The 20450-nt window shown below is 65.5% G+C and carries 16 protein-coding genes; 11 read left to right on the top strand and 5 right to left on the bottom strand.

Features of this window, described 5'->3' with window-relative positions; all coding sequences use genetic code 11:
* Nucleotides 1–13 precede the first annotated feature (13 nt).
* The 3 genes from QOL82_RS22450 to QOL82_RS22460 form a co-directional block, all read right to left on the bottom strand.
* A complete protein-coding gene (locus QOL82_RS22450) occupies nt 14–1105 on the bottom strand; it encodes a fatty acid desaturase family protein (RefSeq protein WP_283444551.1) in 1092 nt (363 codons plus the stop codon).
* Nucleotides 1106–1481: 376 nt separating this feature from the next.
* The gene (locus QOL82_RS22455; protein ID WP_283444552.1) at nt 1482–2531 is read right to left on the bottom strand and encodes a tyrosine-type recombinase/integrase; all 1050 of its coding nucleotides are present in this window, start codon (nt 2529–2531) and stop codon (nt 1482–1484) included.
* A 127-nt stretch (nt 2532–2658) separates the two neighbouring features.
* Complete coding sequence (locus QOL82_RS22460; RefSeq protein ID WP_283444553.1) at nt 2659–3117, bottom strand: universal stress protein; 459 nt, start codon at nt 3115–3117, stop codon at nt 2659–2661.
* A 114-nt stretch (nt 3118–3231) separates the two neighbouring features.
* On the opposite strand from QOL82_RS22460, the gene QOL82_RS22465 reads away from it, so the two are divergent.
* The 4 genes from QOL82_RS22465 (at nt 3232) to QOL82_RS22480 (ending at nt 9830) form a co-directional block, all read left to right on the top strand.
* Entirely contained in the window at nt 3232–4434 is a 1203-nt protein-coding gene (locus tag QOL82_RS22465) for a family 1 glycosylhydrolase (RefSeq protein WP_283444554.1), read from the top strand.
* Nucleotides 4435–4673: 239 nt separating this feature from the next.
* The gene (locus QOL82_RS22470; RefSeq protein ID WP_283444555.1) at nt 4674–6359 is read left to right on the top strand and encodes a GMC family oxidoreductase; all 1686 of its coding nucleotides are present in this window, start codon (nt 4674–4676) and stop codon (nt 6357–6359) included.
* Nucleotides 6360–6396: 37 nt separating this feature from the next.
* A complete protein-coding gene (locus QOL82_RS22475) occupies nt 6397–8394 on the top strand; it encodes an SDR family oxidoreductase (RefSeq protein WP_283444556.1) in 1998 nt (665 codons plus the stop codon).
* Between the two features lie 38 nt (nt 8395–8432).
* Nucleotides 8433–9830: a wax ester/triacylglycerol synthase family O-acyltransferase gene (locus QOL82_RS22480; protein ID WP_283444557.1), complete on the top strand. Its 1398-nt coding sequence runs from the start codon at nt 8433–8435 to the stop codon at nt 9828–9830.
* 12 nt (nt 9831–9842) lie between these two features.
* Here QOL82_RS22480 and QOL82_RS22485 read toward each other — a convergent pair whose 3' ends face one another.
* A complete protein-coding gene (locus QOL82_RS22485) occupies nt 9843–10553 on the bottom strand; it encodes a hypothetical protein (protein WP_283444558.1) in 711 nt (236 codons plus the stop codon).
* Nucleotides 10554–10846: 293 nt separating this feature from the next.
* On the opposite strand from QOL82_RS22485, the gene QOL82_RS22490 reads away from it, so the two are divergent.
* Genes QOL82_RS22490 through QOL82_RS22505 form a run of 4 tightly spaced genes read left to right on the top strand, consistent with a single transcriptional unit; the run spans nt 10847 to nt 15236 of the window.
* Complete coding sequence (locus tag QOL82_RS22490; protein WP_283444559.1) at nt 10847–12535, top strand: AMP-binding protein; 1689 nt, start codon at nt 10847–10849, stop codon at nt 12533–12535.
* 42 nt (nt 12536–12577) lie between these two features.
* The gene (locus tag QOL82_RS22495; protein ID WP_283444560.1) at nt 12578–13105 is read left to right on the top strand and encodes a phasin family protein; all 528 of its coding nucleotides are present in this window, start codon (nt 12578–12580) and stop codon (nt 13103–13105) included.
* 48 nt (nt 13106–13153) lie between these two features.
* Nucleotides 13154–13927, top strand: coding sequence for a tetratricopeptide repeat protein (locus QOL82_RS22500; RefSeq protein ID WP_283444561.1), 774 nt, complete (start codon nt 13154–13156; stop codon nt 13925–13927).
* Nucleotides 13872–15236: an esterase/lipase family protein gene (locus QOL82_RS22505; protein WP_283444562.1), complete on the top strand. Its 1365-nt coding sequence runs from the start codon at nt 13872–13874 to the stop codon at nt 15234–15236. Before QOL82_RS22500 ends, QOL82_RS22505 begins: the two co-directional genes overlap by 56 nt.
* Here the strand turns inward: QOL82_RS22505 and QOL82_RS22510 are convergent.
* Complete coding sequence (locus tag QOL82_RS22510; protein ID WP_346772310.1) at nt 15170–16618, bottom strand: coniferyl aldehyde dehydrogenase; 1449 nt, start codon at nt 16616–16618, stop codon at nt 15170–15172. The genes QOL82_RS22505 and QOL82_RS22510 overlap by 67 nt on opposite strands.
* Before the next feature lie 453 nt (nt 16619–17071).
* Here QOL82_RS22510 and QOL82_RS22515 point away from each other — a divergent pair, with 453 nt between their 5' ends.
* The 3 genes from QOL82_RS22515 (at nt 17072) to ppsA (ending at nt 20437) form a co-directional block, all read left to right on the top strand.
* Complete coding sequence (locus QOL82_RS22515; protein ID WP_283444563.1) at nt 17072–17341, top strand: DUF2934 domain-containing protein; 270 nt, start codon at nt 17072–17074, stop codon at nt 17339–17341.
* Nucleotides 17342–17471: 130 nt separating this feature from the next.
* Nucleotides 17472–17918, top strand: a complete 447-nt coding sequence (locus QOL82_RS22520; protein WP_283444564.1) for an Hsp20/alpha crystallin family protein — start codon at nt 17472–17474, stop codon at nt 17916–17918.
* Nucleotides 17919–18010: 92 nt separating this feature from the next.
* The gene (gene ppsA / locus QOL82_RS22525) at nt 18011–20437 is read left to right on the top strand and encodes a phosphoenolpyruvate synthase (protein ID WP_283444565.1); all 2427 of its coding nucleotides are present in this window, start codon (nt 18011–18013) and stop codon (nt 20435–20437) included.
* Nucleotides 20438–20450 lie beyond the last annotated feature (13 nt).

Genomic DNA, 20450 nt, shown 5'->3' on the forward strand with positions numbered 1-20450 from the left:
TGCAGCAGGAGAATTAAATGGACGACGCTTCGGGCTTGATCTGCGGCGTAGTGGGCTTGCCGTCGAAATCCAGCCACTGGTGCCGTTCGTAGTCATACAGCTTGCAGGCGCGCATCGTGGCGATGATGTTCCGAAGCGACATTTGCTCCACAACAGCACGGTTTCCGACCAGCCGGTTGAGGTGCAGTTGTGCCTCGTAGAGGTGGTAGCACGGTATGCCGGGATGCGCATGGTGCGCAGCATGGGAGTACACATTGTTGACCAGTTTCGACACCAGCTTGGGCAGCACCAGGTGCGTGGAGCAGCGTTCAGGCGGAAAGCCCGTGCGGTCCTGTCCTTCCCGGAACCAGGGTATGCGGCGGTTGTTGTGCATAAGGTACAGCGATGCGCCGCTCATTTCGCAGTGCACGCAGAGGGGCAGAAACCATCCCAGCAGCACGGCGCCGCCGGTCGACAGATTCGTCAGCGGCGCGATCAGGACCAGAAAAGTAACCAGGGCCGCGTGATAGGTCATCATCAGCCCAAAGTAAGTCCAACCCTTGGCACGGTTACGGTCCAGCGTTGCGGATGTCGGATGTATACGCAGCGGCAGCAGCCAGCGGAACATGAAATTGAAGCCGAAGCCGAAGACATTCGGCGCGCGGATGAATCGCTCCAGGTATTGGGCTGGTAGCGACAGGCGGTCGAATTCCTGCTTTGACAGCGGTCGATAAAAATCGACCGACTCGCCGTTGGTTTTCGGATGATGTCCGCCATTATGGTCGGCTACCCACATGCGGTAATTCTGGCAGGAAGGTACGCCCAGTAACATTGCAATGACCCAGTTGAGCCGACGGTCCTTGACCAGCGCACGGTGGGCGGCATCATGGGCAATGGTGTACGAACTGGATAAACGGAAACCGGCGAACAGGGACGCCGCCAGTTTCAGTGACATCCACGGCGCAAACAGGATGACGGAGATCGCTCCCCAATAAAGCAGGTATTCCCTAACGGCAAGCAAGCTGCCGCGTAAATTGCTCGGCCTTGCATATCGGTCAAGTTCGTGGAGGATGGTCTTGCGGCTGATGGTCGGCTGCGGCTCGACAAAGGCGGTGGGATTCGACATTCTCTATGTTTGCTGGTTGCAACTTGTTGCAGCTTAGCATGAGATTGTCGTCGGCGTTAATCGTCTTTTTTTAAAATGGGCAGGAATTAAGTAAGGCAGCAAAGTATAGGGAGCGACCGGCGACCCACACCGGTCTTAACGCGCTCTTTCAGCGGCGCGGCACCGTCGGCCTGACCTGGCCGCGCGCTATGCGTTTTTGAACCTGTTTCCATACAAAGCTTGCCAGAGCGAGCATGATCATCTTGCGCATGTGGTTTTCTCCTGGATAAAAATGATTGATGTTGTCATTCTTTACCATCCTTGTGCGCTGGCAGTCGTCAGCCTCGCCTCGAGGTCGATCCGGTCAATCTATGGGCCGCCCCACCATCACGCTGCTTTAAACCACGTCCTGGTACCCAATAACAATCCGCCGGTACCGCGTCATACTATTTATATCCAGCAACCCCAGCCAGCGCGCAACATCCTCCTCCGATTTCCCCTTGCGCAACTGCCGCAGCGCAAAGGTGTGCCTTAATTTGAACAGGCCGCCGGCATCCTTCCCCAGTTTCGCTCCTTCGAGCACATCGCGGCTCGCTTCGAAACAGCGGGTGTGCGACCACTGGGTGCCGTTCATCGTCGACGGGAACAGGTAGTCGCCGGGGATGCCCTGCTGGGCGCGGATGCGCAGCCAGAAGGCCAGCTGGCGTCCGGCCCAGTCAGCCACCGGCGTTTCCCGCGCCGGGGAGTTGCCGTTGCCTTCCAGCGCAAGCTTCCAGGGTACGCCGGCCCGGCGGCCGCCGACGGTGATGACGCCGTCGAGCTTCAGGCTGCGCACGTCGCCCGGCGCGAGGCCCGCGCCCAGCATCAATGCGACCGCGGTGCGGTCACGCACGGTTTTCCAGGTCATCTTCTCGTTGCTGTCGGGCTGGGGCGCCCGCGTCAGGTAGGCGATCAGCAGCCTGGCCTGCATTTCGTCGAGGTACTCGGGCGGCGGGTCCTTGTCGGCTGCCTCGGCGTAACGGTATTCCGGCCGTTCGCGCAGCAGGGCAGCTGCCCGGTTGGTTTCCTCGCCATCGACGCGGGCCTGGAACTGCGTCACCTTCTGCACCAGCACCAGGTAGCGGTTCGCGTAGCGCGCCGACAGGTTGCCGCCGCGGGTGGTCTGGCGCGGATGTTCGGGGTCGGGACCGGTGCCCCGGACGGTCAGGAAGACTTCCAGGTCGGACACCGCGATGTCACGCAGGTCCAGGTTGCGCTCCGCGCAGAACTTGGCGAACGCCTGCCACATCTCGCGGTAGACATTGACCGATTCGTCCGACAGTGGACGCTCGCTTTTTGCGCGCGACTGCGAATTTGCCCGGTGGACGACCCATGCCTCGAATGCCCTGTTCAGGGACGCTTCGAGATCGGCGGCGCCGATGTCAAACAGGGTCAGATTTTTGGTCATGAAATGCTTCTCCAGATGCCTGCTCGATTATCCAATATGCGGGTTCCAGCGCATCTTAACCGAGGCGGGGCCATGCGCAGCGCCTGCCTTGCGAACGCGCCGGGCGCCCGGCGCCGGCATCCGCGCATCAGGTCGCCGTGGCCGGGCGGTACATCAGGACAGGCAGCGGGCAGGCTGACAGGACCTTGAGCGTGACGCTGCCGAGGAACAGCTGCTGGCAGCCGCTGCGGCCATGGGAGCCGATGAAGACCAGGTCGCAATGGAAGCGCCGCGCGGCATCGATGATGGCGATCGCGACGGCATCGGAGAACACGACCTCGGCCGTGAAATGCAGGCCGGCCTGCGTCGCCATGATCCTGAGTTCGTTCAGGTAGGTCTCGCCCACGGTCTGCATCGAATTCCGATACTCCTCGTCGCTGAGATAGGCGGGCGGCATGGTCTGGATATAGAGCGGGTACTGGAAAGCGGGTGCGACGAAGATGCCGACCACGTCTGCGTCGAATTTCTGGGCGAAGCGGATGCCGGCCATGCCGGTCTCGGCGGACGCCGCCGAGCCGTCGGTCGGTATCAGTATCCGTGAAAACATGCGAGAAACTCCCCGTGCGTTCCAGTAGACCTTAGCAGCGCGCACCAGAATCCGGTTGAGCCATCGCAAGCCTGACCGGGCCACTTCCGGGTAAAGATCAGGCGGGAGGTCCAGGTGCAGTCGTTTCTGTTCGCAACCGGCATCGAGAACAGTTCGCCGCGCGTGATGCGCCGCGACGGCCGCATCGCGCGTGTCGACCAGATGGAAGCGACGGGGCATTACCAGCGCTACAGGGAAGACCTGGCGCTGGCCAAGGCGCTAGGCATCGACGTGCTCCGCTACGGCGCGCCGTATTACCGCGCCCATGCCGGACCGGGGCGGTACGACTGGGACTTCAGCGATGCCGCGTTCGGTGAAATACGGCGCCTGGGCATTACGCCCTGCGTCGACCTGTGCCACTTCGGCCTGCCGGACTGGCTGGAAAATTTCCAGAACCCGGAGTTCCCCGCGCACTTCGCCGACTATGCGCGCGCCTTCGCCGAACGCTTTCCGTGGGTCAGGCTGTATACGCCGATCAACGAGATGTATGTGGCTGCGCATTTCTCCGCCCAGCTCGGCCTGTGGAATGAATGCCTGAAGAGCGACCGCGCATTCGTGACGGCCACCAAGCACATCGCGAAGGCCAACCTGCTGGCCACGCTTGCCATCATGGAGGTCCAGCCGGCCGCCCGCTTCATCCAGAGCGAATCCTCCGAATATTTTCATCCGTCCAATCCCGATGCGGTCAAGGTGGCGCGGGCGCTCAACGAGCGGCGCTTCCTGTCGCTCGACCTCTGCTATGGCTACGACCTGTGCGCCTCCACCTATGAATACCTGCTCGACAACGGCATGTCCAGGGACGAGTTCCATTTCTTCCTGGACCATAACATCCGGCCGGTGTGCATCATGGGCAACGATTACTATGCGACCAACGAGCACATCGTCTTTCCGGACGGCCGGACCCAGCAGTACGAAATGCTCGGCTATTACGTCATCACCAAGCAATACTATGACCGTTACCGGCTGCCGGTCATGCATACCGAGACCAACAACCGCGATGACGGACAGGTGGAAAAGGATGCGCGTTCCTGGCTGGAACGGCAGTGGGGCAACCTGGTCAGGCTCAAGGAAGACGGCGTGCCCATCGTCGGCTTCACCTGGTACAGCCTGATCGACCAGGTCGACTGGGACTCGCTGCTCGTGGAAAATAATGGCAGGGTGAACCATTACGGCCTGTTCAACCTCGACCGCGAGATCAAGCCGGTCGGCGAGCTGTACCGCGACCTGATCGCTGCCTGGCGCGGAAAGATATCGAATGGCATGCTGTCCATTTACTGAATCGCGCCTTCCGCGAAGCTGCGACCTTGCGGAACGGCCTTCCCGCAGCCTGCGGTCGCTTGCGTGGTCCGGCGCAATGCAGTTGAAACAGGCTTGGTCTACATCAGCGCGGCGCCAGACAGCGGCATTGCCGGCAGGGTTTTTCACTAATATGCAGGGGTGGCAAGCGCAGCGACTGCGCTTGCCAGGTTCTGCCATGTCTTCACAGGTGCAATCGCCAGGTCGGAACGGGGGCCCCGATGACCAGACAACTGACCGCTGATTACGTGATCGCCGGCGCCGGGTCGGCCGGCTGCGTGCTTGCCAACCGACTGTCCGCCGATCCGTCGACCACCGTCATCCTGCTGGAAGCCGGGCCGCGCGACAGCAGCCCGTTCATCCGCCTGCCCATCGGCATCCTGTACCTGATGTCGAGCCGCAAGCTCAACTGGCAATACTTCACCGAACCCCAGCGCTGGCTGAACGACCGGCGTCTGTTCTGGCCGCGCGGAAAAACATTGGGCGGGTCGAGTTCAAGCAATGCGATGGTCTATACGCGCGGCCATGCGGCCGACTACGACCTGTGGGCGGCGCTGGGCAATCGCGGCTGGTCCTATGCCGACCTGCTGCCGCTGTTCATGCGCAGCGAGCATCACGAAGCCGGGCCTTCGGACTTCCATGGCGTCGATGGTCCGCTCAACGTCGCCGCGCAACGTTCACCCAACCTGCTGTCCCGCCTGTTCGTCGACGCCGCTGCGGAAGCCGGCTATCCGCGCAGCCAGGACTTCAATGGCGCCAGCCAGGAAGGCGTGGGCCTCTACGAGGTGACGCAGAAGGGTGGCGAGCGCTGCAGCGTCGCCCGCGCCTACCTGCACCCGGTGCTGGCCCGCGCCAACCTGACCGTGCTGACCGGCGCGCATGCCAGCCGCGTGATGCTCGACGGCCGGCGCGCGGTGGGCCTGGTCTGCGCAGGCCGCGACGGCGAGACCGTCATCACCGCGCGCCGCGAAGTCATCCTTTCCGCCGGCGCAATCAACACGCCGCAGTTGCTGATGCTGTCGGGCATAGGCCCGGAGGCGGAGCTGCGCCAGCATGGCATCCCGGTGCGGCATGCGCTGCCCGGCGTCGGCCGCAACCTGCAGGACCACCTGGACGTGCTGGTCATACACCGGTGCCGGCTGCCGGTGTCGAGCGGGATTTCGGCGTCGACGCTGCCGCTGCAGCTCAGGCACGTGCGCAACTACCTGCGCGACCGCACCGGCGGCCTGACGACCAACGGCGCCGAGGCCGGCGGCTTCGTCAGGAGCACGCCGCAGGAAGCGATACCGGACCTGCAATTCCATTTCACGCCGGCGCACCTGCATGGCCATGGCCGCGGCCTGCGCGGCGCCGCAGGCACCATGATGGGCCACGGCTACTCGCTGCATGCATGCAATCTCAGGCCATTGAGCCGCGGCCACATCGGGCTCAGGAGCGCGGACCCGGCCGCAAGCCCGCTGATCGATCCCGACTACCTGTCCGCGCCGGACGACATGCGGGTGATGATTGCCGGCGTGAAGGCTGCGCGCCGGGTGCTTGCCGCCAGCGTGCTGGACCCTTATCGCGGCGTGGAGCTGCAGCCGGGGGAAGGGGTGCGGAGCGACCAGGACATCGCGGACTTCATCCGCGCGCGGGCCGAGACCATCTACCATCCTGTCGGCACCTGCAGGATGGGGCATGACGACATGGCTGTGGTGGACGACAGGCTGCAGATGCACGGCCTGGAAGGGCTGCGGGTGGTCGATGCATCCGTGATGCCGACGCTGGTCGGCGGCAACACCAATGCGCCGACCGTGATGATCGCGGAAAAGGCGGCGGACATGATCCGGCTGGCAAACGGCCACGCGGCCGCCGAAGCGTCCCCGCCTCCGGTGGCGGAGACGCTTCAGCCGGGACGCTGGCAATAGCCGGGGCGGCACGGCTCCGGCAGGGCAGGAGGAGAACATGCGTTATTTCGTTACCGGCGGCACCGGTTTCATCGGCCGGCGGCTGATCCGCAAGCTGCTGGCGTCGGAAGGCAACACCGTTCATTTCCTGGTCCGCCGGCCGGGCGGGTCGCGCGAGGCGGCGCTGCGGGAATTCCTAGGACCCGCGGAGTCGCGCGCGATTGCGGTGGCCGGGGATATCTGCCAGGCGCGCTGCGGCCTTACCGACGCCGACCTGCAGGCGCTGGCCGGCAAGGTCGACCATTTCTTTCATCTTGCCGCGGTCTATGACCTGCGTGCCGATCCGGCGCATGAGCTGGCGACCAATATCGACGGCACCCGCAATGCGCTGGCGCTGGCCCGGGCGCTGGATGCCGGCTGCTTTCACCATGTCAGCTCGATCGCCGCCGCCGGCCTCTACGACGGCGTGTTCCGCGAGGACATGTTCGAGGAAGCCGAGCATATCGAGCATCCCTATTTCCGCAGCAAGCATGACAGCGAGGCGCTGGTGCGCGCCGAGCGTTCGCTGCCGTGGCGCATCTATCGCCCCGGCCTGGTGGTCGGCGATTCGCGCACGGGCGAAGCCGACAAGATCGACGGCCCTTATTATTTCTTCAAGCTGATACAGCGGCTGCGTGGCCTGCTGCCGCCCTGGATGCCCGCCATCGGGGTGGAGGGCGGCCGCATCAACATCGTCCCGGTCGATTATGTCGTCGACGCGATGACCTGGATCGCGGCGGTGCCCGGGCTGGACGGCGGCTGCTTCCACCTGACCGACCCGGCGCCGAAACGGGTCGGCGATGTGCTGAACCTGTTTGCCCATGCCGCCCACGCGCCGCCGATGACCCTGCGCATCAATGCCGCGCTGGTGGACCTGGTGCCGGCAGGCGTGCGGCGCGGGCTGGCCGCCGTCGCGCCGGTGCGGCGCCTGGCGCAAACCGTGCTGGACGACCTCGGGCTGCCGGACACCATCCTGCAATTCATCAATTATCCGACCCGGTTCGACAACCGGCAGGCCGCCGCCGCGCTGAAGGGCAGCGGCATCGCCTGCCCGCCGCTCGACAGTTATGCGACCGTGATCTGGGATTACTGGGAACGGCACATGGACCCGGCGCTGTTCGTCGGCCGCAGCCTGCGCTCCCACGTGGAAGGAAAGGTGGCGCTGGTGACCGGCGGCTCGTCCGGCATCGGCCTGTCAACCGCGCGGAAGCTGGCCGACGCCGGCGCGACCACGCTGATCTGCGGCCGCGACCAGGCGCGGCTCACGGCTGCCTGCGAGCAGATCGGGGCCGGCGGCGGCACGGTGAAAGCCTATCCGGCCGACCTGACCGATGCGGCCGACTGCGAGCGTTTCGTGCAGCTGCTGCTGGCCGAACATGGACGTGTCGATATCCTGGTCAATAATGCCGGCCGCTCGATCAGGCGCTCGGTGGAAGGCAGCTTCGGCCGCTTCCACGATTACGAACGCACCATGCAGCTCAATTACTTCGGCGCGCTGCGCGTGACCGTGGGACTGCTTCCGGCCATGCTGGCGAAGGGATCCGGCCACATCGTCAATATCTCGTCGATCGGCGTGCTGACCAATGCGCCGCGCTTCTCGGCCTATGTCGCCTCGAAGGCCGCGCTCGATGCGTGGACCCAGTGCGCGGCGTCCGAGTTCGCCGACCAAGGCATACAGTTCACGACAGTCAACATGCCGCTGGTGCGCACGCCGATGATCAAGCCCAGCCATGTCTACGACGATGCGCCGACGCTGCTGCCCGACGAGGCTGCGGACCTGGTGGCGCAGGCCATCATCAACCGGCCGGTGCGCATCGCCACGCGGGTCGGCATCGTCGGCCAGACGCTGCATGCGCTCGCGCCCCGGCTGGCGCAGACCGTGCTCAACACCGCCTACCGGCTGTCGCCCGATTCAGCGCCCGCCGCCCAGGACGGAGGGCAGGCGCCGCAGCGGCCGGCCGGGCATTCCGCCGAATACCTGGCCATGCGGCAGCTCCTGCACGGCATTCACCTCTAAAGGATGCAATGAAGGATGCAATGAATTCCGGAGAGGCATTGTCGGCAGTAGACCGCGCCTGGCTGCGGATGGACCGGCCGACCAACCTGATGGTGATCTGCGGGATGATGATGTTCAGGCACAGGCTGCGGCTGGCGGCAGTGAAGGCGCTGGTGCAGCAGCGCCTGCTGTGTTTCCATCGCTTTCGCCAGCGCATAGACGGTTCCGGCTTCGATGCGCATTGGCAAAACGACGAAACCTTCGATGTCGACTGGCACGTTCGCCATATCGCGCTGCCGGAACAGGGCAGCGGGGTCGGCATGGAAGAGCTGGTCGGCGTGCTGGTCAGCACGCCGCTCGACCGGTCCAAGCCGATGTGGCAGTTCCACCTGATCGACGACAGCGGCGGCGGCAGCGTGCTGTTGCTGCGGATTCATCACTGCTATGGCGACGGCTTTGCGATGCTGCATGTGATCTCGTCGATGATGGACGAGGCGCCCAACCGGGCGCACCCGGCCCCGGTGGACCTGCCGCGGCACGCGGCGGCGGGCAGCGCGCTGGAGCGGGTGCTGGGTCCTGTCACGCAGGCGGCCGGCGCCGCGCTGCGCACCGCGTTGGGCGCGTCGGCAGTGGGCAAGGACCTGCTTGCCCATCCGCTGCACGGCCTTGGCTATGCCGTGACCGGGGTCGACTATGCGCTGGCGGCGACGGCCATCGCCGTCATGCCGCCCGACAGCCCGACGCGCCTCAAGGGACCGCTGGGCGTGATGAAACGGGTCGCATGGACGCCGCCGCTGGCGCTGGGGGAAGTCAAGGCAATTGCCGGCGCGATGGACTGCTCGGTCAACGACGTGCTGGTGGCCTGCATCGCCGGCGCGCTGCGGCGTTATCTGCAGGAGCAGGGCGAGGACCTGGAAGCGGCGGAGGTCAGGGCGCTGGTGCCGGTCAACCTGCGGCCGCCCGGCCCGCTGACGGCACTTGGCAACCAGTTCGGCCTGGTCTTCCTCGACCTGCCGCTGGGCATAGCCGAGCCGCTGGCGCGCGTGCTCGAAGTCCACAGGCGCATGCGGGCGCTGCGCGGGTCGAAGCAGCCCGCGGTCTCGCTGGCCATTCTCAATGCGATGGGCGTCGCGCCGGATGCGTTGAACCAGCGCCTTTCCGACGCGCTGTCCGGCAATGCCAGCCTGGTCATCAGCAATGTCCACGGCATCGAGCAGCCGCGCTATCTTGCCGGGCAGAGGATAGAACGCCAGATGTTCTGGGTGCCGCAGTCCGGCGGGATCGGGCTGGGCATCAGCATGCTGAGCTATGCCGGGGAGGTCGCGTTCGGCGTGCTGGCGGACGCGCAGCGCGTTCCCGAACCGGCCAGCATCGCCCATCATTTCAAGGCCGAGTTCGAAACGCTGCTGCTGACATTGCTGCTGATGCCCTGGCCTTCTGCGGCTCGCAGGGACTGAAGCAGCGCCGCGTCAGCTATGGTGCACCTGCCGCGACCCGCCCTTCGACTTGTCCATCAGGTGCCCGCCCTGCATCGACGCCTGCGGCATGGCGGCCTGCATGGTTTCGCCGACGCTGCCCGCAAGCCCGACCAGCACCTCCTTCACCGTTTTCACGGTCAGGTGGCTGATGGTTCCCGCTTCCTCGATGGCGCCCTGCACCGCCTTCTTGCCTATTCCCGCGATGTCGCCGCCGGTCTCGGCCGTCGCCTCGATCAGGCCGTCGACTGCGCGTCGTGTCACGCCGGCGATGTCTGCGCCGACCGCGGCGCCATGCCGGATCACCGAACGCATGATCTCGGCCGATGCGCCGATCACGTCGCCGCCGACATCGTGCACGCCCAGGATGGCGCCCTTGGTCACGCTCTTGATGCTCATCGTGAGGCCGGTGCCCACATGCTCTGCCGCTTCGATGGCCGCCATCACCACGTGGCTGACAAGCTGCACGCTGTCGGTGCCGGCGGCGGCGCTGGTGCGCAGCGTGTCGGAAACCGTCCTGCGCACCAGCGTGGCGATCTCGGACTCGATCGTGTCCAGGCTGGAAAGACTGGTGACGATGCCTTGCCGGACCGTGTCGGCCGCGTGCTCTATCGTGACCGAAACATTCTGCGCTTCTTCGCCGGCCTTGCGTTTCGCCGTCTGGCCGCCATGGGCCGAGTCCGACTTGGTTTGCCTGGTAGTCATCATTTCTCCTTTGATTGAACGGATTGAATGCGCGTATGTGCGGCCAGCCTGCGTGATGGCATGCCAGCCTTGCGGCACCTGTTCTGCCTGCAATGCCGCAGCACCCCGTACGTGTCGAGGATGGCGATACTGTGTGCCCGGTGCTGGGCGGCGCATTTGATCCAGGTCATGGCGGCCCAAGACTCCCGTGACGACCATGGGACCTGCACACTCCACGGCACGGGCATGCGCCACAACCGGATGGCGATTGGAGTTTGACCTGCAAGCCGGCCCATTTATGCGGGAGACCCATCATGGAAAGAACCTGGCTCACAAGCTATCCGCCGGATGTGCCGGCCACCATCAGCGTCGATGCTTCGGATTCACTTCCTGCGCTGCTTGCGCGCATCTGCGCGAGCCATGCGCACCGCCCGGCGTTCAGCAACCAGGGCGCGACCATCAGCTATGGCGAGCTCGACCGCCTGTCCCTCGCCTTTGCCGCCTACCTGCAAAAAGTCGCCGCGCTGCAAAAGGGCGAGCGCGTCGCGATCATGCTGCCCAACCTGCTGCAGTACCCGGTGGCATTGTTCGGCGTGCTGCGCGCCGGCGGCGTGGTGGTCAACACCAATCCGCTGTACACCGCTACGGAGCTGGAGCGGCAGCTGCTGGACTCCGGCGCCAGCGTGCTGGTGGTGCTGGACAACTTCGCCCATGTCGCCGAGCAGGTGCTGAGCCGCACCAGGGTGCGGCATGTGATCGTCACGGCCGTCGGCGACATGCTGCATTTCCCGAAGGCGCAGATCGTCAACATGGTCGTGAAGCATATCAAGCACATGGTGCCGGAATGGCATATCGACGGCGCCGACCGCTTCATGGATGCGCTTGAAGAAGGAGAACAGCAGGCGTTCGAGGTCGTGCCGCTGCAAGCGGACGACACGGCCTTCCTGCAGTACACCGGCGGGACCACGGGCGTGCCCAAGGGCGCGATCCTCAGCCACGGCAACATGGTGGCCAACCTCGAGCAGACCGCGGCCTGGGTGAAGAGCGTGCTGCTGGAAGGCGAGGAAACCGCGGTGATACCGCTGCCGCTGTATCACGTGTTCGCGCTGACCGCCACGCTGGCGTTTCTCAGGCTTGCGGCGCACAACGTGCTGATCACGAACCCGCGGGACACGGAAGCGCTGGTGAAGGAGCTGCGGCATACCCGGTTCAGCGTGATGATAGGCGTCAACACGCTGTTCAACGTGCTGCTCGATGCGCCCCATATCGAGCAGGCCAACCATGGCAGCGTCAAGGTCGTGGTGGCCGGCGGCATGGCGGTCCAGCGGGCAGTGGCGCAGCGCTGGCACAAGGTGTTCGGCGTGCCGCTGATCGAGGGCTACGGCCTCACCGAGACCTCGCCCATCGTCACCGCCAACCCGCTGACGATCGCCGCCTACACCGGCACCATCGGCCTGCCGCTGCCTTCCACCGACGTCGCCATCATGGACGATGCCGGCAACGTGCTCGGCATCGGCGCGCCGGGCGAGCTTTGCGTGCGCGGCCCGCAAGTCATGAAGGGCTACTGGCAGCGCCCCGAGGAGACCGCAAAGGTGATGACGAGCGACGGCTGGCTGCGCACCGGTGACATCGGGGTGATGGACGGCGCCGGCTATTTCCGCATCGTCGACCGCAAGAAGGACGTGATCGTCGTCTCCGGCTTCAAGGTGTTTCCCAACGAGGTCGAGGATGCCGCGATGCTGCATCCCGGCATCCATGAGGCCGCGGCGATACCGGCGCCGGACGAGCACTCGGACGAAGTGGTGAAGCTGGTCGTAGTGCGCCGCGACCCGACGCTTACGGCGGATGCGTTGCTGGTCCATCTGCACAAGCATCTCACCGGCTACAAGCTGCCGCGCTACATCGTGTTTCGCGACGGCGAGCTGCCGAAGTCGAATATCGGCAAGGTGCTGCGGCGGATCGTGAAGGAAGAAGAAGAGAAGAAATCACAGGTTGCAGCGTAGTACGCGATGGTGCAGCCGACATGCCGATTCAGGAGGTGAAGGATGGCAAGGAAACTCAGAGAACTGGCGGGGCCGGACGGCGACGACGCGACGCTGATGGACTCGGTGTGCCAGTCGGCGCACCAGATCTGGCAGGCAGGCCTGGGCGCGTTCGCGACGGCGCAGGGCCAGGGCGAGGCGCTGTTCGGCAAGCTGGTGGAACGCGGGGCCAGCGTCCAGAAGCGGATCGAGGACAGCACCGGGCATGCGCTGCCGGCGCCGCCGGCGGGCGCGATGGCCGGTTCCTGGGAGAAGCTTGAAAAAGTTTTCGAGCAGCGGGTGGGCCGCGCGCTGCACAGCCTCGGCGTGCCGACCCGCGAGGATATCCAGGCGCTGACGCGGCAGATCGAGGCGCTGAACCAGGCCATCTCGCGCCTGCCCACGGGCGCGCATATCTCGCCCGACGCGCTTGTGCAGACTGCGAAGCGGGCTGCGCCCGCCGTGCGCGCGCGGCGAACGGCGCGGGCCGCGGACGCCGTTGCAAGCGCGCCGGCGGCACGGAAAAAACCGCGGACGCCCGGTGCCGCCTGACGGCGCCGGCCGCACCGCGCAGGCAGCATGGACTGACAGGGACGAGCGATGACGTGGAGCACGTTTCCCTACCCGGACGACGCTTTCGAGTACAGCCGCGCGACGCTGAAGAAGGCATGGGCGCGGCTGCACGCGGGCGATGCCGAACCGTTCCCGGAACAGGCCGCTCTGGTGGATGCATGGCGGGACTTCCACGCGGGCCGCTTCGAGGCGGCTGCGCAGCATGGCCTGAAACATGGACTGGATGGCTATACGGTGGCGGCCAAGGCCACCTGCATCTACGCGAATTACCTTGAGAAAAACAAGGCGCGCAAACAGGCCTTGTTCGACGCCGTCGCCGCCCGCTGCCTGGAACAGCAGGGCAGCCAGCCGGATAATCCGAACGGCTATTACTGGTATGCCTATGCGCTGGGCCGCCGGGCGCAGGCCCTGTCGGTGCTGGCGGCATTGACCCAGGGCATAGGCAGCAGGATCAGGCAAGGCCTGGAGACTGCCTTGCGCCTCGCGCCGGCCCATGCGGACGCGCATATCGCGCTGGGGGTCTACCACGCCGAAGTGGTGTCGAAGGTGGGCGGGGTCGTGGCCGGACTCACGTACGGCGCAAGCCGGTCGGCGAGCATGAGGCATTTCGATGAAGCGCTTGCGCTGAACCCGGACTCCGCCATTGCCCACGTCGAATATGCGAATGCCATCGCGATGCTCGACGGCCGCAAGGGCCTGGAGCGCGCGACGGCCCTGTGCAGGAAGGCGGCCGCGCTGCGGCCGCATGACGCGATGGAAAGGCTGGATATTGACCTTGCAAGGCAAGAACTCGACGATTAGCCAGCGTGCTCCGCGCAGGCGGCGAACGCCCGGCCAGCCGGCGGCGCTGGCTGGCCCCGGGGAAAACGCGCATGGCTGGTGCAGGCGCTGCCATCTGCATCCGTCCGACTTCCATGGGCTCAGGCAGCTCGCGGCGACCGCGCTGGAAGGCGGACTGGACCTGGCGCAGGAACTGCATGAATCCATCGCCGGCGCCTTCCTGCGCATACAGCCGGTCGGCGCGCTGACTGCTTTCCTGTATCAAAAGGCGAGAAGCTCTTCCCGCATCCTTGACCGATGCCTGACCCGCCTGCTGCCGCCGCATTCGAGCCGGCCGGCAGGCTGGGAGTCGACGGCCGAGCGGGAAGCGGTGCTTGCCGCCATCAACGGCCTGATCGGCGACCACCTAGCGGAATCCGGCAATCCGATGCAGATACCGATGCGGCTGCGCGTCGGCGGCAAGCCGCTTCCGGCCACGCCGGAGGCGCTGGCCGCGGCGCTGAAGCCCGCAAGCGGCAAGCTGCTGGTGCTGATACACGGACTATGCCGTTCTGACCTGCAATGGCGCCGCAATCATCATGACCACGGCGAGGCGCTCGCACGCGACCTCGGCTATACGGCGGTCTACCTGCACTACAACAGCGGACTGCATATATCGAGCAATGGCAAGCAGCTCGCCGGGCAGCTCGAGGCGCTTTACCTCGCGTGGCCGGTGCCCGTCGAGGAAATCAGCATCGTCGGCCACAGCATGGGCGGGCTGCTTGCCCGCAGCGCCTGCCATTACGCCGGGCTTGCCGGGCATGAATGGCTCGCGCACCTGCGCAACATGGTCTTCCTGGGGACGCCGCATCATGGCGCGTCGCTGGAGCGCGGCGGCAACTGGCTCACCGCCGTGCTTGGCCGCAATCGTTACACCGCGCCGTTTGCGCGCCTGGGACGGATACGCAGCGCCGGCATCACCGACCTGCGTTATGGCAACCTGCGCGACGAGGACTGGGTCGGCCTCGACCGCTTTGAACATGGCGACGACCGCAGGGAACCGGTGCCGCTGCCGCGCGGCGTACGCTGCTATGCGGTCGCCGGCTCGGTCGGAAAGAGCGACGGCGACCTGCGCGAACGCCTGCTGGGCGACGGGCTCATTCCGCTCGATACGGCGCTGGGGAAGCATGTGCATGGCCGGCACAGCCTGTCGATCCCGAAGTCGCGCCAGTGGGTGGCCTACGGCGTGCATCACCTCGACCTGCTGAGCAGCCTTGCGGTCTATCAGCGCATCCGCTCCTGGCTCGCGCCTGCCGGCATGCGCAGCAGGCGTTCGGCGCGGCGGCCATAGGGCGGATAGACCCATGACAGCAGGCTGAAGGTGGGTTGCCGGAACACCGGCTTGTCATGGGTGAAGGTCCGGAAACCGGTTTCGCCGTGATAGGCGCCCATGCCGGACGCGCCGACGCCGCCAAAGGGCAGGTTGTCCGGCCCGACATGGAAGAACACGTCGTTGATGGTGACGCCGCCCGACAGGGTGCCGCCGAGCACGCGCGCGATCACCTTTCTATCGCTTTCGAACAGGTAAAGCGCAAGCGGGCGGGGACGCGCGTTGATGGCGGCGATCACCTCCTCGATGTCGTCATACTCGACCAGCGGCAGCACCGGCCCGAAGATCTCCTGTTCCAGCACCGTGCTGCCCGCCGCCACGCTGCTCAGCGCCACCGGCGCGAACCGGCGCCGTGCGGGTTCGCTTGCGGCATCCGACAGCGGCCATGCCTGCGCGCCCCTCTGCACCGCATCGTCCACCAGCGCCTGGAGCCGCGCGAAATGACGATTGTTGATGATGCTCGTGTAGTCGGGCGTGGTGGCCAGCGACGGGTAGAACTGTCCGATCGCGCGGCGGGCGGCCCCGATGAAGCGGTCCAACTGGCCACGCGGGATGAACGCATAGTCCGGCGCGATGCAGGTCTGTCCCGCGTTCAGGGTCTTGCCTATCATCAGCCGCATCACGGCCTTGTCGTAGTCGCCGCCGGGGCCGGCCTGCATGCCGAAGATGGCCGGCGACTTGCCTCCCAGTTCCAGCGTCACCGGCGTGAGGTTGTCGCTTGCTGCCTGCATCACCTGGTGGCCGACCGCGGTGGACCCGGTAAACAGCAGGTGGTCGAACGGCAGCCCGCAGAAGGCGCGGCCAGCATCGACGCCGCCGTTGACGATGCACAGCTCGTCGGCGTCGAAGCGGCGCGCGACGAGCTCGGCCAGCAGCGCGCCGAAACGCGGCGTCAGTTCCGACAGCTTGATCATGATGCGGTTGCCCGCCACCATTGCGGAATTGGCAGGGCCCAGTGACAGTTCGAGCGGGTAATTCCATGGCACGACCACGCCGACCACGCCCAGCGGCTGTGGCAGGATGGACGCCTGCCCCGGCCAGTACTTGTAGCCGGGACTGCGCTGCGTCGTCTTCATCCAGCTGCGGCCATGCTGAAGCGAATGCCCGATGCCGTCGAGCACATGGTTAATTTCAAGCAGCTCCGTTTCATGGAACGAGCGCTGCCCGAAATCATCATTGATGGCCGCGGCAATCGCGCTCCGGTTGTCACGCACCAGCGTGCTCAGGCGCTTGAGCCGGTCAGCGCGGATCGCCCACGGCACGACGCCGTCCTTGCGCGACGCGGCGCGTTGGGCTTCGAACAGCGCGGACAGGGCCGGGTCATGTTGGATGGGGGGATTCATTGTTGCCTCTTTCGGTCTGATGGGATCGGATGACTGGCTGCAAAGCGGGCCTGATGCATTCGTCTGCCGCCCGTGCATTCTCCATCAATGCGGCATCGATGAAATGCAGGCGACGCAAGATGGATGCGCACGCCCGGCGGCGACTCGGAAAATTTTGATCTGGATCAGGCGCGCCGCACACTCGGTACGCATAATCATTTTGACCACATACAGTCAGTGCATGCGCATCGGACGAGCCGGATTCACCTGTTCGCTTCCGGCGCAAGGGATCGCAGTATGCGCCGCCGAATATTCATGCGGCATTTCAGGGCACTGCGTGGAAAGGGGCATGGCGGAAAGCGCTGCCCCATTGCGGCGGCGAATTTAAGGCGGCCGCGACTTCGGGCCTGGCCGCCGACGACGGCAGCCGGCCGAGCGCATGAACAGCATTTCCACCGAGCAGAGGAATACGACATGTCCACGCAATTCGCAGAGTCGCTGGAGACTGGCGCTGCACCGGCCAGCCCTGTGCAGGAAGAGTCCGCCGGCGGCGCCATGGAGGCCGCAGATTCCGTGGAGAAGGCTGGCGGGGCGAACCGGCTGGAAAGGATACGCGAGCTTGCCTACGCAAGCTATGAAGCGCGGGGCTGCGTCGACGGCTATGCGCTGGACGACTGGCTCAGGGCAGAAGCCATTGTGATGCAGGAGACCGCCGATACCGCGCAGCCGGCGGTTGCAGCATAGGCAGGCCGGCGACACTCTCGTCGTCGATGGCGGCGGAGCGGGCGCGCCCCGCGTTTGTTCCACGCTTTCCCAGGCCGGCCTCTCACAGGCCTGCAGGCTGCGCAAACCAGCTTTTTAAAGGAGGTGAATCATGGCCAGCAATCTGACGAAGTTCGATCCGTTTTCCGACCTAAGCCCGTTCGATGCATTCGGGAACATGGACGATTTCTTCCGTGAATTTTCATTGCTGCCGTCGATGCGGGCTATGCGTGCGGAGCCGCGCATCCGGGCCGATGTCGCTGAAACGGAGCAGGCCTATACGGTCAAGGCCGAGATCCCGGGCGTGAAGAAGGAAGACATCAAGATCGCGGTGGAGGGAAACCGGGTCGCGATCAATGCCGAGGTCAGGGAAGAGAAGGACGAGCGCACCACGGGCATGGTGCGCAGCGAACGCTACTATGGAAAGCACTCGCGCAGCTTCACGCTGCCGCAGGAGGTGGACGAGAGCAAGGCGGAAGCCAAGTATGAGAACGGGCTGCTGATGCTGACGCTGCCCAAGAAAGCCGGCACCGGCGCCAAGCAGCTGACCGTCCAGTAGATCAGGCTGCAATCCGGCGTAGTGAGGCACATGAACAGGCCTGCATGGCGGCGCCGGTGGCATCTGGCCGGCGCTGTCCGAGGGAGCGATCAATGAGCGGCGACACCCGATTCATCCGGTGGTTTTCCGAACTCGGCACTGCCGATGTATCGCTGGTGGGCGGCAAGAATGCTTCTCTCGGCGAAATGTACCGCGAGCTGGAGGGGCAGGGCATCCGCGTCCCCAACGGTTTCGCTGTCACCGCCGACGCCTACCGCTACACGCTTGCGCAGGGTGGCGCATGGCAAAGGCTGCAGGCTGCGCTCGACGGCCTCGACCCGTCCGATGTCAACGACCTGACGCGGCGGGCCGGCCTGGCGCGTGAGATTATTTATGGCGCCGAATTGCCTGCGGACCTGGCGGCGCAGATCAGCGACGCGTATCGCAGGCTGGTCGGCGAGTACGGCGAGCAGCTGACGGTCGCCATACGCAGTTCGGCGACGGCGGAAGACCTGCCCACGGCCAGCTTTGCCGGCCAGCATGAGACCTACCTCAATATCGCCGGCGAAGCCAGGGTGCTGGATGCGGTGCGGCGCTGCTATGCGAGCCTGTTCAAGGAACGGGCCATCATGTACCGGATCGAGAACGGCTTCGACCATTTCAAGGTCCTGCTGTCCGCGGGCATCATGAAGATGGTGCGCTCCGATCTCGCGTCGAGCGGCGTCGCGTTCTCGCTCGACACCGAGAGCGGATTCCGCGACGTGGTGCTGATCAACGGCGCCTACGGCCTCGGCGAGAACGTCGTGCAGGGCACCGTGGATCCGGACGAGTTCTATGTGTTCAAGCCGACGCTGCAGGCGGGCCGGCGCGCCGTATTGCGCCGCTCGCTGGGCGGCAAGGAAATCAAAATGGTCTATGCGCGCTCGGCCGGGCGCGACACCACGCGCAACGTGCCGACGCCGCGACAGGACCAGGGCCGGTTCTGCCTGTCCGACGACGAGGTCCTGCAGATCGCCGACGCGGTCGTGCGCATCGAAGCGCATTACAGCAAGCGCGCCGGCCACCCGATGCCGATGGATATCGAATGGGCGAAGGACGGCCTGGACGGTCTGCTGTACATGGTGCAGGCGCGTCCGGAAACGGTCGCCTCGCGCAAGTCGCTGGCGGTGCTGGAGGAATACGCAATCGATGGCAAGGCCGAGCTGCTGGCGCGCGGACGCGCGGTCGGCCAGCGCATCGTGTCGGGCCGCGCGCATGTGATCACCGATGTCGCCCAGCTCGACCGTTTCCGTCCGGGCGAGATCCTGGTCGCGGACACCACGATGCCCGACTGGGGCACGATCATGAAGCAGGCCGCCGGCGTCGTGACCAACCGGGGCGGCCGCACCTGCCATGCAGCCATCGTCGCGCGCGAGCTCGGCATTCCGGCGGTGGTCGGCTGCGACGACGCCACCGAGAAGATCAGGACCGGCGATGACATCACCGTGTCCTGCGCCGAAGGCGACACCGGCCATGTCTACGCGGGCCGGCTGCCCTACACGCGGACGAGCACCGACCTGTCGGCGCTGCCGATGCCGCAGACGCACATCATGGTCAACATCGGCAACCCTGACATTGCCTTCCAGACCAGCTTCATCCCGAACGATGGCGTGGGCCTGGCGAGGCTGGAGTTCATCGTCGCCGAGCATATCCGCGCGCATCCGATGGCGCTGATCCACCCGGAGCGGGTCGAGGACGCGGCCGAGCGCGAGCAGCTGCGCAGGATGGTCAGCCCGTGGCCCAGCGGGTCGGACTACTTCATCGAACGCCTGTCGGAAGGCGTGGCGACCATCGCGGCTGCCTTCTTCCCGAAGCCCGTGATCGTGCGCATGTCCGACTTCAAGACCAATGAATACGCCAGCCTGCTGGGCGGCCGCTGGTTCGAACCGCACGAGGCCAACCCGATGATCGGGTTTCGCGGCGCGGCCCGCTATGCGCATCCTGCCTACGCGGAAGGCTTCGCGCTGGAATGCCGCGCAATGAAGCGGGTGCGCGAGGAAATGGGACTGACCAATGTCAGGCTGATGATCCCGTTCTGCCGGCGCATACCGGAAGCGCAGGCAGTGCTGGACACCATGGCGGGACTTGGCCTTGCGCGCGGCGAGAATGGCCTCGAGATCTATGTGATGTGCGAGATCCCGAATAACGTGATCCAGATCGACGCTTTCGCAGCGCTGTTCGACGGGTTTTCAATCGGTTCCAACGACCTGACGCAGCTCATGCTGGGCGTCGACCGGGATTCCGACATGGTCGCGTTCGACTTCGACGAGCGCGACCCGGGCGTGCAGGAAATGATACGTCGGACCATCGAAGGCGGTAAGCGCAATGGCCGGCATGTCGGCATCTGCGGCCAGGCGCCGTCCGACTACCCGGAGATGGCCGCATGGCTGGTCACGCAGCGCATCGATTCCATCAGCCTCAATCCCGACTCGGTGATACGCACCATCCGCAGGCTGCTCACGGCCGAGCAGGAACTGGGGCTGGCGCCGCGCAGCCGCTGACGCCAACGCCAAT

The organism is Noviherbaspirillum suwonense (assembly GCF_900182955.1).
Lineage (GTDB): Bacteria > Pseudomonadota > Gammaproteobacteria > Burkholderiales > Burkholderiaceae_D > Noviherbaspirillum_A > Noviherbaspirillum_A suwonense.

Coding starts and splice junctions, on each gene's coding strand:
- QOL82_RS22450 (WP_283444551.1), bottom strand. CDS start 1,105: ATGTCGAATCCCACCGCCTTTGTCGAGCCGCAGCCGACCATCAGCCGC.
- QOL82_RS22455 (WP_283444552.1), bottom strand. CDS start 2,531: ATGACCAAAAATCTGACCCTGTTTGACATCGGCGCCGCCGATCTCGAA.
- QOL82_RS22460 (WP_283444553.1), bottom strand. CDS start 3,117: ATGTTTTCACGGATACTGATACCGACCGACGGCTCGGCGGCGTCCGCC.
- QOL82_RS22470 (WP_283444555.1), top strand. CDS start 4,674: ATGACCAGACAACTGACCGCTGATTACGTGATCGCCGGCGCCGGGTCG.
- QOL82_RS22475 (WP_283444556.1), top strand. CDS start 6,397: ATGCGTTATTTCGTTACCGGCGGCACCGGTTTCATCGGCCGGCGGCTG.
- QOL82_RS22485 (WP_283444558.1), bottom strand. CDS start 10,553: ATGACTACCAGGCAAACCAAGTCGGACTCGGCCCATGGCGGCCAGACG.
- QOL82_RS22490 (WP_283444559.1), top strand. CDS start 10,847: ATGGAAAGAACCTGGCTCACAAGCTATCCGCCGGATGTGCCGGCCACC.
- QOL82_RS22495 (WP_283444560.1), top strand. CDS start 12,578: ATGGCAAGGAAACTCAGAGAACTGGCGGGGCCGGACGGCGACGACGCG.
- QOL82_RS22500 (WP_283444561.1), top strand. CDS start 13,154: ATGACGTGGAGCACGTTTCCCTACCCGGACGACGCTTTCGAGTACAGC.
- QOL82_RS22505 (WP_283444562.1), top strand. CDS start 13,872: ATGACGCGATGGAAAGGCTGGATATTGACCTTGCAAGGCAAGAACTCG.
- QOL82_RS22510 (WP_346772310.1), bottom strand. CDS start 16,618: ATGAATCCCCCCATCCAACATGACCCGGCCCTGTCCGCGCTGTTCGAA.
- QOL82_RS22515 (WP_283444563.1), top strand. CDS start 17,072: ATGTCCACGCAATTCGCAGAGTCGCTGGAGACTGGCGCTGCACCGGCC.
- QOL82_RS22520 (WP_283444564.1), top strand. CDS start 17,472: ATGGCCAGCAATCTGACGAAGTTCGATCCGTTTTCCGACCTAAGCCCG.
- ppsA (WP_283444565.1), top strand. CDS start 18,011: ATGAGCGGCGACACCCGATTCATCCGGTGGTTTTCCGAACTCGGCACT.